The sequence below is a fragment of the Malaciobacter marinus genome (assembly GCF_003544855.1).
GTDB classification, from domain to species: domain Bacteria; phylum Campylobacterota; class Campylobacteria; order Campylobacterales; family Arcobacteraceae; genus Malaciobacter; species Malaciobacter marinus.
In genome coordinates this window covers 2,437,547-2,453,644 of record NZ_CP032101.1, presented here as the reverse complement: position 1 = coordinate 2,453,644, position 16,098 = coordinate 2,437,547, and the positions used below count along the sequence as shown (strand labels likewise).

11 protein-coding genes are annotated in these 16,098 nt (G+C 28.5%); 5 read left to right on the top strand and 6 right to left on the bottom strand.

What is annotated here, in order from left to right:
* Positions 1–2 precede the first annotated feature (2 nt).
* On the top strand, positions 3–1,160 hold the full coding sequence (locus AMRN_RS11905) for a glycerate kinase (protein ID WP_099310830.1): 1,158 nt from the start codon (positions 3–5) through the stop codon (positions 1,158–1,160).
* Here AMRN_RS11905 and AMRN_RS11900 read toward each other — a convergent pair.
* Positions 1,144–1,977 (bottom strand): AraC family transcriptional regulator, encoded by an 834-nt coding sequence (locus tag AMRN_RS11900; RefSeq protein ID WP_099310829.1) that lies wholly within the window; start codon positions 1,975–1,977, stop codon positions 1,144–1,146. The genes AMRN_RS11905 and AMRN_RS11900 overlap by 17 nt on opposite strands.
* Positions 1,978–2,139: 162 nt before the next feature.
* On the opposite strand from AMRN_RS11900, the gene nrfD reads away from it, so the two are divergent.
* Genes nrfD through AMRN_RS11880 form a run of 4 tightly spaced genes read left to right on the top strand, consistent with a single transcriptional unit; the run spans position 2,140 to position 8,064 of the window.
* Positions 2,140–3,048: an NrfD/PsrC family molybdoenzyme membrane anchor subunit gene (nrfD, locus tag AMRN_RS11895; RefSeq protein WP_099310828.1), complete on the top strand. Its 909-nt coding sequence runs from the start codon at positions 2,140–2,142 to the stop codon at positions 3,046–3,048.
* Between the two features lie 9 nt (positions 3,049–3,057).
* Positions 3,058–3,759: a 4Fe-4S dicluster domain-containing protein gene (locus AMRN_RS11890; protein ID WP_191282133.1), complete on the top strand. Its 702-nt coding sequence runs from the start codon at positions 3,058–3,060 to the stop codon at positions 3,757–3,759.
* A 9-nt stretch (positions 3,760–3,768) separates the two neighbouring features.
* Entirely contained in the window at positions 3,769–6,828 is a 3,060-nt protein-coding gene (locus AMRN_RS11885; RefSeq protein ID WP_099310826.1) for a molybdopterin-dependent oxidoreductase, read from the top strand.
* Between the two features lie 9 nt (positions 6,829–6,837).
* Positions 6,838–8,064 carry an OprD family outer membrane porin gene (locus AMRN_RS11880; RefSeq protein ID WP_099310825.1) on the top strand — a complete coding sequence of 409 codons (1,227 nt, stop codon included), beginning with the start codon at positions 6,838–6,840 and terminating at the stop codon, positions 8,062–8,064.
* 12 nt (positions 8,065–8,076) lie between these two features.
* Here AMRN_RS11880 and AMRN_RS11875 read toward each other — a convergent pair whose 3' ends face one another.
* From AMRN_RS11875 to AMRN_RS11855, 5 genes are all read right to left on the bottom strand, one after another.
* Positions 8,077–10,098 (bottom strand): dynamin family protein, encoded by a 2,022-nt coding sequence (locus tag AMRN_RS11875; RefSeq protein ID WP_099310824.1) that lies wholly within the window; start codon positions 10,096–10,098, stop codon positions 8,077–8,079.
* A complete protein-coding gene (locus AMRN_RS11870) occupies positions 10,095–12,419 on the bottom strand; it encodes a dynamin family protein (protein ID WP_099310823.1) in 2,325 nt (774 codons plus the stop codon). The genes AMRN_RS11875 and AMRN_RS11870 overlap by 4 nt, the downstream gene beginning before the upstream one ends.
* A 113-nt stretch (positions 12,420–12,532) precedes the next feature.
* Complete coding sequence (locus AMRN_RS11865) at positions 12,533–13,264, bottom strand: fumarate reductase iron-sulfur subunit (RefSeq protein ID WP_099310822.1); 732 nt, start codon at positions 13,262–13,264, stop codon at positions 12,533–12,535.
* Positions 13,264–15,249: a fumarate reductase flavoprotein subunit gene (locus AMRN_RS11860; protein WP_099310821.1), complete on the bottom strand. Its 1,986-nt coding sequence runs from the start codon at positions 15,247–15,249 to the stop codon at positions 13,264–13,266. The genes AMRN_RS11865 and AMRN_RS11860 overlap by 1 nt, the downstream gene beginning before the upstream one ends.
* A 1-nt stretch (position 15,250) precedes the next feature.
* Positions 15,251–16,033 carry a fumarate reductase cytochrome b subunit gene (locus tag AMRN_RS11855; RefSeq protein WP_099310820.1) on the bottom strand — a complete coding sequence of 261 codons (783 nt, stop codon included), beginning with the start codon at positions 16,031–16,033 and terminating at the stop codon, positions 15,251–15,253.
* Positions 16,034–16,098 lie beyond the last annotated feature (65 nt).

Genomic DNA, 16,098 nt, shown 5'->3' with positions numbered 1-16,098 from the left:
TTATGAATATATTGATTGCGAGTGATTCATTTAAGGATTCTTTAACTTCAATGCAAGTTGCCAATTCAATACAAAAGGGCTTTTCAAAAGTTTTCAATGATGCAAAATACAATAAGTTTTTTTTAGCAGATGGAGGAGAGGGTACTTTAGAATCAATTTGCACACAAACAGCAAATTGTGAAGAGATACAAGTTGAAGTATTAAATCCAATTGATGAAAAAATCACAGCTAAATATGCTTTCATAGATGAAAAAACTGCTGTTATAGAAATGGCACAAGCAAGTGGCTTAGAAATTGTTAAAAAAGAAAAAAGAGATATTATAAATTCTACAAGTTTTGGTTTTGGTCAATTGATTGCAGATTCAATAAAAAATGGAGCAAAAAAACTTATTTTAGCAATTGGTGGAAGTGCTACAAATGATGTTGGAATTGGAATGCTTCAAGCATTAGGTGTAAAATTTTATGATGAGCATAATGAAGAGATATCTGCTATGAAAATCTTGACTGCAAAAGATATATTTAAAATTGAAAATTTTGATATTAGTGCCTTGAGTGCTTTTAAAGATATTGAAATAATAATTGCTAGTGATGTTACAAATCCTTTGTGTGGAAAAAATGGAGCTACTCATATATTTGGAAAACAAAAAGGAGCAACTTCAAAGCACATAGAATTTCTAGAAGAGAGTATATTTAAATTTTCAAAAATCTGTGAGAAAAAGTTAGCAAAAAAAACAAAAGATGAGCAAGGCGCTGGAGCTGCTGGTGGAGTAGGCTTTGCACTAAATACATTTTTAAATGCAAGGTTTAAAAGTGGAATTGATACTGTAATTAAGTTAATAAATTTTGAAGAGAAAGTTAAGAATGCAGATTTAATAATTACAGGTGAGGGTAGAGTTGATGAGCAGACTATTTATGGAAAAACTATTACTGGAGTTTTAAAACTTTCAAAGCATTATAATAAGCCTGCAATTATTATAGCAGGAAGTTTAGATGAAGGGTATGAGAAACTCTATACTTTGGGAGCAACAGCAATTTTTGATATTACACCTGCTCCACTTAATATTGAAGATCTTTTGTCTCAAGCTGATAAAAATCTAAGTAGAATTGCATATTCAATTGCAAGTTTATTACAATTAGGACAAACTAATCTAAAGGTATAAACAAATCAGTTTTTGTTCTTCCATAAAGTAAGTTATTAAAATTGTTATGGTGAACTTGAAACGTTGGTTTTAAACTTATTTGAAAGTCATTTAAATGATAAAAAGTCTCATATATACAATAAAAAAATGAGTCTAATTCATTTAAATTACCTTCAAATTCAAATTTTGCATATCTACCACCTTCAACTGTTTTTCTTAAAAGCCTATTTTTAAATTTTTGATGTTTTTCTTCTTCATATAAAAGACAAGCTTCGTATCTAAGTTTGGAGTATTTTTTAGATATAGTTGGTTCATCATAACAAATACTAACATACTGAGGATTATTGTTAATTAAACTTGTATAGTTATTACTTAGTATTTTCCATGCTAAAGGTTCTGAAGTTTTGTAATTTCCAAATACTCTAATAAAAAATACATCAAATGGTTCAACTTCAATAATTTTATAAGTTGGAGTATCATTACAAAGAAACTTATCTTTATAAAAGCCTTTAAACTCCAAAGGAGAAATGTTATAATATCTTTTAAATGCTCTAGTAAAAGAAGTATTGCTATTAAAACCAGTTCTAATAGCAACTGTTGATATTCTTTCATATTGGTATTTGAGCATAAAAGCACCTTTTTCTATTCGAAGTCTTTTAATATAACTTCCAATGTTCTCTCCTGTGTACTCTTTAAATAATCTTTGAAAGTGAAATGGCGAGTATCCACTTATATTTGCAAGCTGTTCTATATATAAATTTTCATCTAATGATTTTTCTATTTTGCTTAGAGCTTTTTCTATATTGTAGTTATAATTAGGATAAATAATGTTACTCATATTTCCTCCTTTTCATAATGAATTATATTCTCTTCTTTTATAAATTAGTTTTAAAAATTTATCAAATGTTAAATAATAGCATTTATTGTAAAGCTAATTTTTTCAGAAAACCCTAGAATTTTAAAAATGAATGGCCATTCATAATAAAAATAAGGATTTACAATGGGACATGAAATTCACTGGGGTATTTTAGTTGCCTTATATCTGTTTTTTGCAGGAGCAGGAGCAGGAGCAATTTTTGTTAGTGCATATTATGTATTAGATAAAAAAATAGAAAAACCTAATTACTTTAGATTGGCAAAATATAGCAGTATTATAGGAACAGCTGTTTTGATTTTTGGTATTGCTATGATTGTTTTTGATTTAACTACTTTTAGAGATGGACTAAGTAGTTTTAATATGGATAAGCTATTAAGATTTCATAAATTATTTATGGTTTTTGTACCTAGTTCAATTATGAGTTGGGGAACATGGCTTTTAGCTTTAAGTGTTCCTTTTGCAGTTTTATTTATTTTTTCTTTTACCTCTATGTATAATTTAGGAAAATATAGAAAACTATTAGCAAGAGTAAATATGGTTTTGGCAATAGGTATTTGTACATATACTGCTTTTTTACTTGGCGATGTAATGCACAATATTATATGGAATAACAGTGCTTTAGTAGTACTTTTTATGGTTTCTGCTTTATCTTCTGGAGTTGCATTGGTAGTATTTTTAAAAGTATTTTTCTTTAAAAAAGATGATTTTAATGATGCAAAAACTTTCTCAAAAGTTGATGCTTCAATTTTAACTTTTGAACTTATTTGTGTAGTTATTTTTGCATATACAGTTATGATTATTTCAAAGTCATTTGATATTACTTATATTTTTACACTTAATAGTGTAGTTGGTCAGATTTGGTGGATTGGTGCAGTTGGTATAGGTTTATTACTTCCATTACTTATAAATATATATGTATTAGCAGGAAATAGAAAACTTAACCATGTAAGTGAATATATTTTAATTACTTCATTATTAGGTGGAGCTTTTTGTCTTAGATATTCAGTATTACTTGCTGGTCAAATGTATTAGGAGTTAATTATGCAAAGAAGAGAAATATTTAAATTAGCAGCAACAGCTTCTACTTTGGCATTAGTACCAGCTATTAGTGCTATTAGTAAAGTTAGAAAAGAAAATAAAAAACATCTAATAATGGTTATTGATTTATCAAAATGTAATGGATGCAAAGCATGTACTATTTCATGTGGAGTAGAGAATGGCAATAGTGCTTATGAGCATAGAACAGAAGTACATCAAAGTTCTATAAATGTATCAAATAAGCAGTATGTTTTTAACTTTCCAATGTTATGTAATCAGTGTGAGGAACCTTCATGTGTAAGTGTTTGTCCTACAAATGCAACATATAAAAGACAAGAAGATGGAATTATCGTAGTAGATAGTAAAACATGTATTGGTTGTAATTATTGTATTAAAGCTTGTCCTTATGAGGGAGTAAGATTTGAAAATACACAAACAGATACAGTTGATAAGTGTAACTTCTGTGTACATAGAACATCAAAAGGTATGCTTCCTGCTTGTGTAGAAACATGCATTGGAGAAGCAAGAGAGTTTGGAGATTTAAATGATAAAAATAGCAAAGTTTCAAAACTATTAGATAACTCATACCCTATGGTCTTACAAGCTCATATAGGGACAAAGCCAAATGTGTTTTATATAGGACTTCCTCAAGATAAAAGTAATCAACGATACAGTTTACATAACAATATTCAATGGCAAAGATAAGGATAAAAGATGAATAGAAGAAATTTTTTAAAAGCAAGTGCAGTTTCAACTGCAGCTTTTGCTACAACAACTTTAAATGCAAAAGAGAGCTTAAGTGATGAAGAGTTAAAAGCTATTTCTCCCACATCTTTAGAGGCTGAATTTAGTGTAACAGAAAATGGAAATTTAGAAATAAATAAGAATCAAAGATTGGCTTTTTCAAGATGTTTTGGATGTTTTGATACTTGTGGAGTAAGGGTTAGAATTGATAATAAAACTAATAGTGTCTTAAAAGTTTGTGGAAATCCTTATTCTCCTGCAACACAAGATAAGCCAATGGATTTAAATACTCCTGTAAAGGAAGCTTTTTTAAAATTAAGTGCTAAAAATGATGAGGGCTTAACAACAAGAGCAACTGTTTGTGGTAGAGGGAATGCAGTTTTAGATGCAATAAATGATCCACATAGAGTTACAAAATGTTTAAAAAGAGTTGGAAAAAGAGGTGAAAAAAAATGGAAAACTATCTCTTATGAGCAACTAGTAAAAGAGGTTTGTGAAGGTGGAGATTTATTTAATGAAGGTTATGTTGAGGGCTTAAAAGATATTAGAGATTTAGAAACTATAGCCAATAAAAATTATCCAGATTTTGGAAGTAAAGCAAATCAATTATTTGTTTCTGCAAACTCTGAACAAGCTGCTAGATGGAGTTTTATGACAAGATTTGCCCATAGTATTTGGGGAACTGTTAATATTGGATGCAAAGATGCATATTGTGGTCATCAACAAGTTGCAGGTTGTGGAATGGGATCATTTGATGGAACATCAGAAATGGCACTACCAAGTATTGATTATGAAGAGTGTAAATTTGCAATTTTTATTGGAACAAACCCTGGTTTGTCAGGAGTTAGTTTAAATGCAGTTGGTAGAAGATTAGCAAAAGCAAAACAAAGAGATGATTTTAAATATGTAGTTGTTGACCCAATATTAAGATCTCTTACAAATGAACCAACAAAAACTAATGGTGAGTGGATTCCTGTAAAGTCAGGAACTGATACAGCTTTTATTTTTGCACTTTTAAATTATATTATTAATAATAGACTATATTTTAAAAACTATTTAAAAACTCCATCTCAAGAAGCTGCTAATAAAATTGGACAAAAAAACTTTACAAATGCAACATATCTAGTGGTTAAAGAAAAATCTCACCCTTTATATAATAAGTTTTTAACAGCTGATAAGTTAGGAGTTGGCTCAAGTGAAGAAAAAGTTGTTGTAGATGAAAAGACAAATAATTATGTTTCTAGTTCATCTAAATCTCTTGCAAAGCTTTATGTAGATGATTTTGTTATGCTTAATGATGGAACAAAGGTTAAGGTTGTTTCTGCTTTTTCTTTACTTAAAAAAAGAGTAAATGAACAAACATTAGAAAGCTATTCTAAGTATTGCAATATTCCAGTATCAAAAATTATTCAGGTTGCAAAAGAGTTTACTAGTCATGGACAAAAAGTAGGAATTGAAACAAATACAGGTTGTAATGCAAGTGATGGAAGCCATTTTGCTTATGCTACAACTATATTAAATAGTTTGGTTGGAGCACATAATGCTAAGGGTGGTTTGCACCATATGGGTGGAGTTGGATTTGCATCTATGTATGATACAAGTAAAGAACCACTTTATAATTTGATGGCTTTTGAACATGCACACACAAGTGGTTTCCCTGCTGAACGATCAGGAGATTATGAACAAAGTTATGAATATAAACAAAAAGTTGCAAAGGGAATTGATCCTTATCCTGCAAATGAAGCTTGGACTACAACATACACTCAAGAAAATAGTGGTGAAGCTTTAATTGCACATGCTAATGGAAGTCCATTTAATTTTAAGGCTTGGATTTCTTGGTCAACAAATCCTTTATATAATTGTTCTGGCTTAAAACCACAAGTTATTGAATCAATTAAAGATGTGAAAAAGTTACCTTTATTTATTGCAATTGATCCTTATATTAATGAAACAAATATTTATGCAGATTATATTATTCCTGATACAGTGCAGTATGAAGAGTGGGCAAATGCAAGAATGTGGGGAAGTGAATATATAGCAGATGTTGCATGTGTGCCTGTTGTAGAACCTAAAACTATGAAAAATGAAAAAAATCAACATGTATGTATGGAACAATTTTTAATTGATGTTAGTAAAAACTTAAAACTTTCAGGATTAGGGAAAAATGCTGCAAAAGACAAATATGGTAATTTTATAGATATTCATACTCCAGAGGATTATTATATAAGATTGTTTGCTAATGTTGCTCATACAAATGAAGTCTTGCCTAATCCAACAAAAGAAGACCTTATTTATTCAAGTGTTCATAGAGTTCTTCCTTTATTAAATAGTAAATTAAAAGATAATGAAGTTGGTCCAACTGCTTTTATGTTAACAAGAGGTGGAAGATATGAAGATTTTGGTCAAAGGTATGAGGGTGAGTTTTTAACAAGTGCAATTAGAATGGATACACAGTTTCAAATATATAATGAAGGCTTAGCTAGTAAAAAAGACTCTTACCATGGAGAATATTTTGATGGACAGCCTATATTTGATGTTGATAGATTTTGGGATGGAACTAGATTAGATGAGTTATATGATAAAAAAGAGTATCCGTTTAGTTTTTCTACTTTTAAAAGTCAATTAAGAAGTCCATATTCTGTAGTTTTACCAAGAATTGTAGCTTTAACACCAACAAATTTTATACAAATGAATATAGAAGATGCAAGACTTCTTGGATTAATTAATGGTGATACTGCAAGAGTTATATCTGTACAAGGAAGATTCATTGAGGGGATTATCCAAGCAGATAATACAGTAGCAAGATATACAATTGTTATTCCAACTGGATATGGACATAGTGCTTTTGGTGTAGATGATACATATATTGATGGCAAAGTAATAAAAGGAATAAAACAAAGAGCTGGTGGAATTAGTGTAAATGAGTTTAATATTATAGATCCTAGTAGAAAAGGTGCTAGCTTATATAGAGATAAAATATTTGGCTGTACAGCAAGACATGGTGTACCAGTAAAAATAGCAAAAATATAAGGCCAAAAAATGAATAAATATATAATAAGTCTGTTTGCGACTACAATTTTAGTTAGTTCTTTAAATGCAAATAATAAAAAAGTTAATAGTTTAGATGAATATTTAAAAAGTATCGAAATTAGTGGTGATTTAAGATTAGGGTATTTGTCTTATGATTATAATAATGAAAAGGCATTAGGTGAAAAGAACTCTTATGAAACAGCAATAGGTGGAGTAGTTAGGTTTAATTTTCCTATATACAAAGATAATATAAGTATGACTTTAAGCCCATATTTTTCAAAATCTTTTAGTGAACTAAGTAATGATAACCTATTAAGTGATTATAAAACTTTTGCTTCTATAGATAGTGATTTTATGTTTTTAGGTGAGGCTAGTTTAAATTTAAGTTATGAAGATATTTCTTTTGTTTTAGGTAGGCAAATAATTAATACACCTTTAATGGGTGATGATGATATGAGATTAACTCCTCAAACTTTTCAAGGAGCTATGTTAAATTATAAGGTAAATGATTTCTCTTTTTATGTTGGATATTTTGATAAATGGCAAGGATATGATGCTGGATTATTAAGCGTGGAGAATAAAAATTTTAATGAATTCCAAAAAATGGGAACAAAAGATTCAAGTGGTACTGCACTATTTGGTACAGAGTTTAAAAAAGAGCTTAGTTTCTCAAATATTTTTAGTAGAGCATATTATTATGATATAGATAAATACTCAAAAGTTTTCTATTTAGATACAAACTTTAATAATCAAATAAATAATGATTTATCAACAGATATTTCTTTTCAATATTCAAATCAAAGTGAGGATAGAAATTCTGGTGTTGATGGATTTTTATATGGAACAATGTTATCCCTTACTTATAAAGATTTATATGTAGCAGCTGCATACACAAAAAGTTCTTTAGACAAAGAGAAATCTTTATTTACAGGCTTTGGAGGGGAGTTTTTTTATACAGCTATGAATGAATGGTCTATGGGGAATTTAAGTAGTGGTTATGATGAAGATGCTTTAGGTTTATACACTTCTTATGATATAACTAATAAATTGAACTTCTCTTTTTATACAACCACTTATGAAACAGATGTTGATGAGGTAAAAGAGAATGATTATATGATTAGTTATAGTTTTAATGAGAATTTAAATATTGAAGCTATGTATTTTGATATTAATGATGAAAAAGATAGTGATAATTCATATGACATCTTTTTAAGTAGATTAATTTATAAATTTTAAGATAAAAGAGAGTTAAATACTCTCTTTTATCTCATATAGCTTTTTAATTTTATTATTATATATATCTTTCTTTGATTCAACAAATTTTATTCTATCTTCATTTATCTCTAAATATTGTTGTTTAGAGTATTTTATAATTTTAAATAAATAGTTTCTTTTTGATGTTAGAAAATCTTCAATTTTTTCAAATCCAAAATTAACTTTTAATTTTGTAAGTATTTCATCTTCTCTTGGATGAACTACATTGAATTTTGTAGGTTCTTTTTTGTGTAATTCTTCTGATTCTTGTATTTGTTGTTCAAAGTGTGCTATAGTTGCTTGGGTTGTTTGTATATAAGAGTATGACAAAGCTCCATTAAAGTAAGCAAACTTTTTTCTAAGTGCAGAAATATTTTCTAATATAGTTCTATGATAATCAGATAATACATTTTCATATACTTTTGCAGCAAAGTGTCTAGTATTTGAAAACTCTAAATCTGATGCAATCTCTCTATGTTTTTTGATTTTCTCATATGCTTCTTGCCATTTATGAATTTCTGATTTTAATATTCTATAAACAGCTCTAAATGCTTCGTCTGTTTGTAATTCATTGTTTTTTAGCATTTTAATTGAACGTTTAAACATTTTGTCTACTGTTTGATCATCATAAAATAAGTTTTTATATACATTGTCACTATCTATCCAATAGCTAGTAAACTCTACTTTTTCTATTTTTTTTGATGATAAAAAACTACCTTTATTTTCTTGATATCTATAATCTGTAATTCTTTTCACATTTTTAAATGTTTCATTTGCAATTTTATCCATAATAGATTCTAATGAAGTATAGATATTAAATAAATCCTTAGAGTATTTTTTATATATATTATCAAATGCTTCAATTATTTGTTCTTGTGTTGATTTTAAAATATCTATTAAAGAATCATAAGTTCCAATAATTGTTTCATACTCTTTGATTAAAATATCACAAACATTTCTTAAATCTTTTTTTATAGCAAACTCTTTTGATTCTTTTGCTTGTGGTCTAATTGTATTATCAATAAATTCTAAAACTGAATTTATGTTTGATTCTTCAAGTTGTTTCATATCAAGTGAAGTATCTTTTGATTGAATATTATTTACTTTATTTTTAAACTCATCAAAATCTTTAGAGAAAAAATCAAGGGAATTAACTTCTAAATTTTCATTTAATTTATTTTTAAACTCTTTAGTTACTTCTTCATATGCACTTTCAAGTAAAATATTTTTTTGATGTCTTCTTGAATCAAGTGCTTGTTTTGCAGATATTGGAATAACTTCAGCAAAATATTTATTAAATCTATTTTTGATATATTTTGTTGTTGTTTGGATTTGTTCATTTGTAAATTTATCTTTTTGATTTAATACACATAAAGATTTATTTTTAAAATGTTGCATATACTCTTCTAAAACTTCTGCTTCACTCATTTTTCCTGCATTATCAATAAGAGTAAGCCAAATTATTCCTCCCACATCTCTTAATACTCTTCTAGTTGTTTCTGTATCACCTTGGCTTTGTGAGTTAAGTCCAGGAGTATCAACAAAAGATATATCTTTTAAAATATCCATTGGAGCATATAGTGTTAAATACTTTACTTCTTCAAGCTCTTCTTTTCTTTGGTCTGTAAAATCAGCAATTGCATCAATACTATAATATTCTTCTGCACCTGATTTGTAAGTGATTCTTAATTTATACTCTTCCCCATAATTTATAAAATTTACTTTTGATGTAACAGGAGTTATTCCAGTTGGAAGAATATTTCTTGATAATAAAGCATTTAAAAAAGTTGACTTTCCAGCTGAAAATTGTCCTGTTATTGCAACTTCCATTGGATATCTTGCTCTTCTAATAAATTTATCTAAAATTGATTTTAATTGAACTGATGGTAAAAAATCATCATCTAAAAGTAAATCCTTTACTTTTCTTATTTCTCCTTCTATACTATTTTCATAAACTACATCTTTTTTTATGTAAGCATCTTTATACTCTATTACAAATTGTTGTAATAACTTCATTTTTTACAACCTTTTTTTATTGTTTCTAATCTTTTTAAATTTTTATGAATTTCGATTGAAATTTTATCTTTATTTTTATCATTTTCTTTAAATGAATTAATCTGTTCTTTTAATATTTGCTCATTAGTTAATAATTTAGTTTCAAAACTTTTAAGTGGTGCATTTAATGTATCAAAAAATGTATCAATTAATTGTTCTGAAACTTCTTTTGCTTTTGTTTTAATACTTTTTTCAATACTTGTAAACTCTTCTTCTAAAACTTTTTGAATTTGTAAATCTAAACTTTGTATTTTTGATGCTTTTGATTTAGAAACTAAATTAGTGATTTTTAGAATTAATATATCATTTGAAGAAGTCAAGAATCCACTTTTAAAGTCTTGTTGAAAAAAACCTCTTGCATCAAAATTATCATTATCATGTTTTAATGAAAAACCAAAATCATGATATTTTTGCTCACAAATTTCACCAATATTTTGAGATTTTTTTATAAATTTATATCTATAATCTCTTACGACATCAATTATCCCATCTTTTAATGCTGTTTGTATAATATTTATTATTCTACTTTGTAGAGGTTTTTTCTTCTCTTTTTCAAATGTATATTTTACATCACTAACGACTCTTTGTCTGATAATATTTTGTAAGTCTATTAATTCTGTACTTAAAAATGCTTCCAATGATTCTATATAATTCTTTGCATCACTTTTATAATAAGTTATATCTTCTTGCATTGCTTGAAAGATTTTTTCATTTGCAGATTTCTTTTTATTAAACTCTTTTAATTCTGCTTCTAATTCATCTTTTGATTTTGCTAATAATCTTAACTCATAATTTAATGCTGAATATTGTTTATCAATTGCTTTTATTAGTTGTGATTTAGCACCTTTAATAATAAGTTCTGTTTTTGAACTATTTTTCCCAAATAATGATTCAAAAAGATAGTTTTCAATTTCCACAATACCTGTATCTTCAAGTTTAAATCCAGCTTCTAGTGCCTCTTTTTCTTTTCCTGTTCTATGAAGTAAAGCCATTTTCCCAGAAATTGGAATAAATTTGATAGTTTTTAAAATATAGTCTAGTTGACTATCTTTATTTAAATTATGAAGTTGTCTTTTAATTGAAGTTTTTGTGTAATTTATTACTTCTTCTAACTCTTCTTTTGATACTGTATCTGCTCTTGTGATTACTATTAATAGTTTTGAAATATTTTGATATAATAATGCATCCACAATAAACTCTACATCTTTTAAAGTTGCACTTTGGCTTACATTCATTAAGTGTAACATCATATCACAATTTGATAAGTACTCTTTAGTTATCTCTTCTCTTTGAATAACTGGATCATCAAGTCCTGGAGTATCAACTATTTCTATACCATCTTTTAAAAAATTTAAATCTGATTTTAATTCTACATATTTAACTAAATTACATCTTTTCCCACTAGCTTCTGCTGATGTGAAAGAAGCTAGATTTTCAATATCAACTTTATCACTTCTTGTGTCATCTTTTATATAATTATCTAACTCATCTTTAAACAATGATTTAGTTTCATTTACAAAATCTTTAATTGATTCTATTTCATTGGCACTATTTTCTATTTTATTCCACTCTTCTTTATTCCAATAAAATACATTTGCAGATGGATCTTTATCATATTTTACAATTGTTAAGTTTGCAGTTTCTGGTACAACTGCACTTCCTAATATCTCTTTACCCATAAGTGCATTTAACATTGTAGATTTACCAGCATTCATAACCCCAGTGATTCCAATTGAGAATTTTTGAGAATTTATGTAATTTATTGTATCTTCAAGCTCTTGTTTTAAATCTTGTTTATTAAATATCTCTTTTAACTCTTCTATGATTTTTGATATTTCAGCTTTATGTTCATTAAAGTTTAAATTATCATCTATAAAAATATCAGAGTTTATCTCTTTTTTATTAATTTCACTAGGATCAAATAAAGAAATCAGTTTTTCATTGTCAGAATTAGTAATTATTTTTTCATTTTTTAGATATTCAAATGCATTGTGCAATATTGATATATTATTATTTTCATAATTGATAATTTCTTCTATTAGATTGTATTGAAGTTGATAAAGTTCATTTATATTATTTGGTGTTTTGTTAATTATTTTAGTACACAAAGAGTTAAAAGAGTTTAAAGGTAAGTATTTTTCATAATTTTTTCTATTTGCACTTAAAATTAAAGCAACTATTTCAAAGAATTCATTTTTATTTGACTTTTTAATCTCATATGAAATCTCTTTTTTTATTAAAATTCCATGGTAAAGTAAAAAGTAGTCATTCGCTAGGTTCATTATGCCTCCATATAGCATTAAATATAAAAAGATAATTACCAATTTTGGTAATTATCTTTTTATATTGTTTTAATACGAAAAGGGAGGTTAATTCTTTTCGTATTAAAGAAGTTTTATTTAATTGAAACTAATTTTCTTCTTAAATAAGCAATTTTGTTTTGTAATGGTAAATGTTTAGGGCAATGATCTTCGCATGCCATTAATGACATACATCCAAAAATACCATCATCATCACCAACTAATTCATAAAAATCCTCAGTTGTTCTATTATCATGTGGATCAACTTCAAATCTTGCTACTCTATTTAACCCAACTGGACCAACAAACTCTGGTCTCATTAATATAGTACCACAAGAAGCAACACAAATACCACACTCAATACATCTGTCAAGTTCGAAAGTTTCATCAGCAACATCTGGATCAACTCTTTCTTCAAGTTTTGAAATATCTGGTTTTTCATTTGTATGAATCCATGATTCAACTCTTTTTGACATTTTATCCATCCATTTACCTGTATTAACAGATAAATCTTTAATAAGTTCAAATGCAGGCATTGGCATTAATTTTAATGTTCCTTCTGGATAGCTTGATGTAAGTGTTCTACAAGCTAGTGCAGGTTTCCCATTTACAACCATTCCACAAGAACCACAAATACCTGCTCTACAAACAAAGTCAAAAGATAAATCAGCATCAAAATTCTCTCTAATGTAATTTAATGCTATAAAAAGAGTCATTCCTGGAGTCTCTTCAAGTTTATAATCTACAAAGTGAGGTTTTGAAACCTTACTTCTAGGATTGAATTTAAGAACTGATATAGTTATTTCTCTACCTTTTTCTACACTCATTATTTGTCTCCTACTCTTTCATTTTTCTCTTTATAATTCATTGGTAATTCAAATGGCATTAATGCATCTTGAATTTCATGTCTATCTTTCCCCTCAGCTTCAAGTTTTTCTCTAATAGAGTCAACTTCTTCTTGCCTTTTTTCAGATAGTTCATTTTCAATAATCATACCCTTAGCACCATAACCTCTAAATGCTGGTGGCATTTCCATTTTCATAACATCAAGTGGTGCATATTCAAGTGTTGGTTCAATATCATTTGGATTTGGCCAAGTAGATAAAGTTCTGTTTAACCATTTTTCATCATCTCTTTTTAGATAATCCTCTCTATAGTGTGCACCTCTTGATTCTGTTCTATCTCTTGCACCTTTAGCTACACAAAGTGCAATTTTTAACATTTTAGGAACTCTATATGCTTCTTCAAGTTCTGGATTTCCTGCTCTTTCTTTAGATTTTACAGTTATATTTTTTGTTTTTTCTAATAGTTCTTTTAACTCTTCAACAGCCTCTTCTAAATGTGGACCATCTCTAAAAATACCAACTTTTTCATCCATGATATCTTTCATTCTATTTTTAATTTTAAAAATATCTTCGCTACCATCAAGAGATAATAATTCATCTAAGTATGCATCTTCTTTATCAACAAACTTTTGAATTGTAGCAGTTGGAATAGTAAGGTCATTTTCTTTACAAAAATCTGCAAAATAGTTTCCAATAATCATACCTGCAACAACAGTTTCAGATACAGAGTTTCCTCCAAGTCTATTAAATCCATGCATATCCCAACAAGCAGCTTCACCACAAGCAAATAAACCTTTTAGTCTTGTTGATTCACCAGTTGGTTTAGTTCTAATACCACCCATTGAGTAGTGTTGCATTGGTAAAACTGGAGCCCATCCTTTTTTACCCTCATCAGCAGGATCTATACCATTAAAGATTTGACAAATCTCTTGTACATCTCTTAAGTTCTTTTCAATATGCTCTCTACCTAAAATAGAGATATCTAACCATACATGGAAACCATAAGGTGATGGTACACCTTTACCATTTCTAATATGCTCAATCATTCTTCTTGATACAACATCTCTTGAAGCAAGTTCTTTTTTCTCTGGCTCATAATCAGGCATAAATCTGTGACCGTCAACATCTCTTAAGATACCTCCATCACCTCTACAACCTTCTGTTAATAAAATTCCAGATGGAACAATTGGAGTAGGGTGGAATTGTACAGCTTCCATATTAGAAAGTGGTGCAATACCAGTTTCAAGTGCAAGTGCTGCACCAATACCCTCACAAATTACAGCATTTGTAGTTTGTTTAAATACTCTTCCATATCCACCAGTTGCGATACATGTTCCTTTTGCAACATAAGCTTCTAATTCACCCGTAATTAAATCTCTTACAACTGCTCCATAACATTTTCCATCTTCATGAATAATTGAAATAGCTTCTTTTCTATCTCTAATATCAACTTCATGTTTTAAAGCCTCATTTGCAACACCAAATAGCATAGTATGTCCAGTTGCATCAGCTGTATAACATGTTCTCCATTTTTTTGTTCCACCAAAGTCTCTTGATGTAATAAGACCATGTCTATCTGCATCTTCTGTAATAGTAGTTTTTTTAGCATTGATAACTGCTTCTCTTGAACCTTCTCTAACTCTAGTCCAAGGTACACCCCAACCAGCTAATTCTCTAATAGCTTTTGGTGCAGTATGAACAAACATTCTTGCAACTTCTTGATCACATCCCCAGTCACTACCCTTTACAGTATCTGCAAAGTGTAAATCTTCATTATCTCCATCAGACATTTTTGAGTTACCTAATGAAGCTTGCATTCCACCTTGTGCAGCAGCACTATGTGATCTTTTTACAGGAACTAATGATAAAACAATTGTACTTAGTCCTTTTTTTTGTGCGGCAACAGACGCTCTAAGTCCTGCTAATCCTCCACCTATAACTAATGCATCACAGTAATTAATTTTCATATTATGCTAGCCTCCCAGTATTGTCAATTTTCATTATTTTTGCTGTTGGCACATATCTCTCACCATAATTAGCTTTGTGTTCAAGACCAATTTTCATATATGCTGCTAATGTAGCAAAACCTAGTACAAGAAAAAATATAGTTAATGCCCATTTAACTTTTTTAAGAGTTTTTCTTGTCTCTTTTGGATTGTTCCCATCAAACCAACCCCATTTAACACATAGTCTGTAAAGACCAATTGTCCCATGAAATTCAACTGCTAATAATAAAAGGATATATAAAGGCCACATCCAATCACTAACAACTCTATCCGATGATGCATATGGTCCAATTTCTCCTGGATTACTTAACATAATATATAAGTGTACAGAACCCAAAAAGAACATTGCAAAACCTGTAAATGCTTGTATAAACCATAATTTTGTGTCATCATGACCCATACTTTTTGCATGTGCTTTTACTACTTGATATTGTTTATAGTTACCAGGTAACTTTCTCATACCTAAAGCAGCATGAACAATAAATATAACAAAAATCACAGCAACAGCTGCAGATACAAATAGTGGATGTCCTCCCTCAATTATGAAACTTCCCTCTAATGCTTTTGTTACAGTATACATAAAGTCTTTACTAACTAATATCGAAGATACTAATAGCATGTGAGCCCACATAAAAAGAGCTAAAAATAAACCCGTTGCACTTTGAATATAATCAAGCCTTGCCGGAAGCCTACTCTTTTTTCTTTCAGTTGTAGTACCAATATAACCTTCAATTAGGTCACTCATTTTACATCCTTTCTAGTGATATTACTAATGTTTTTAACGTAAAAAGATAATAGCAAAAATCATCT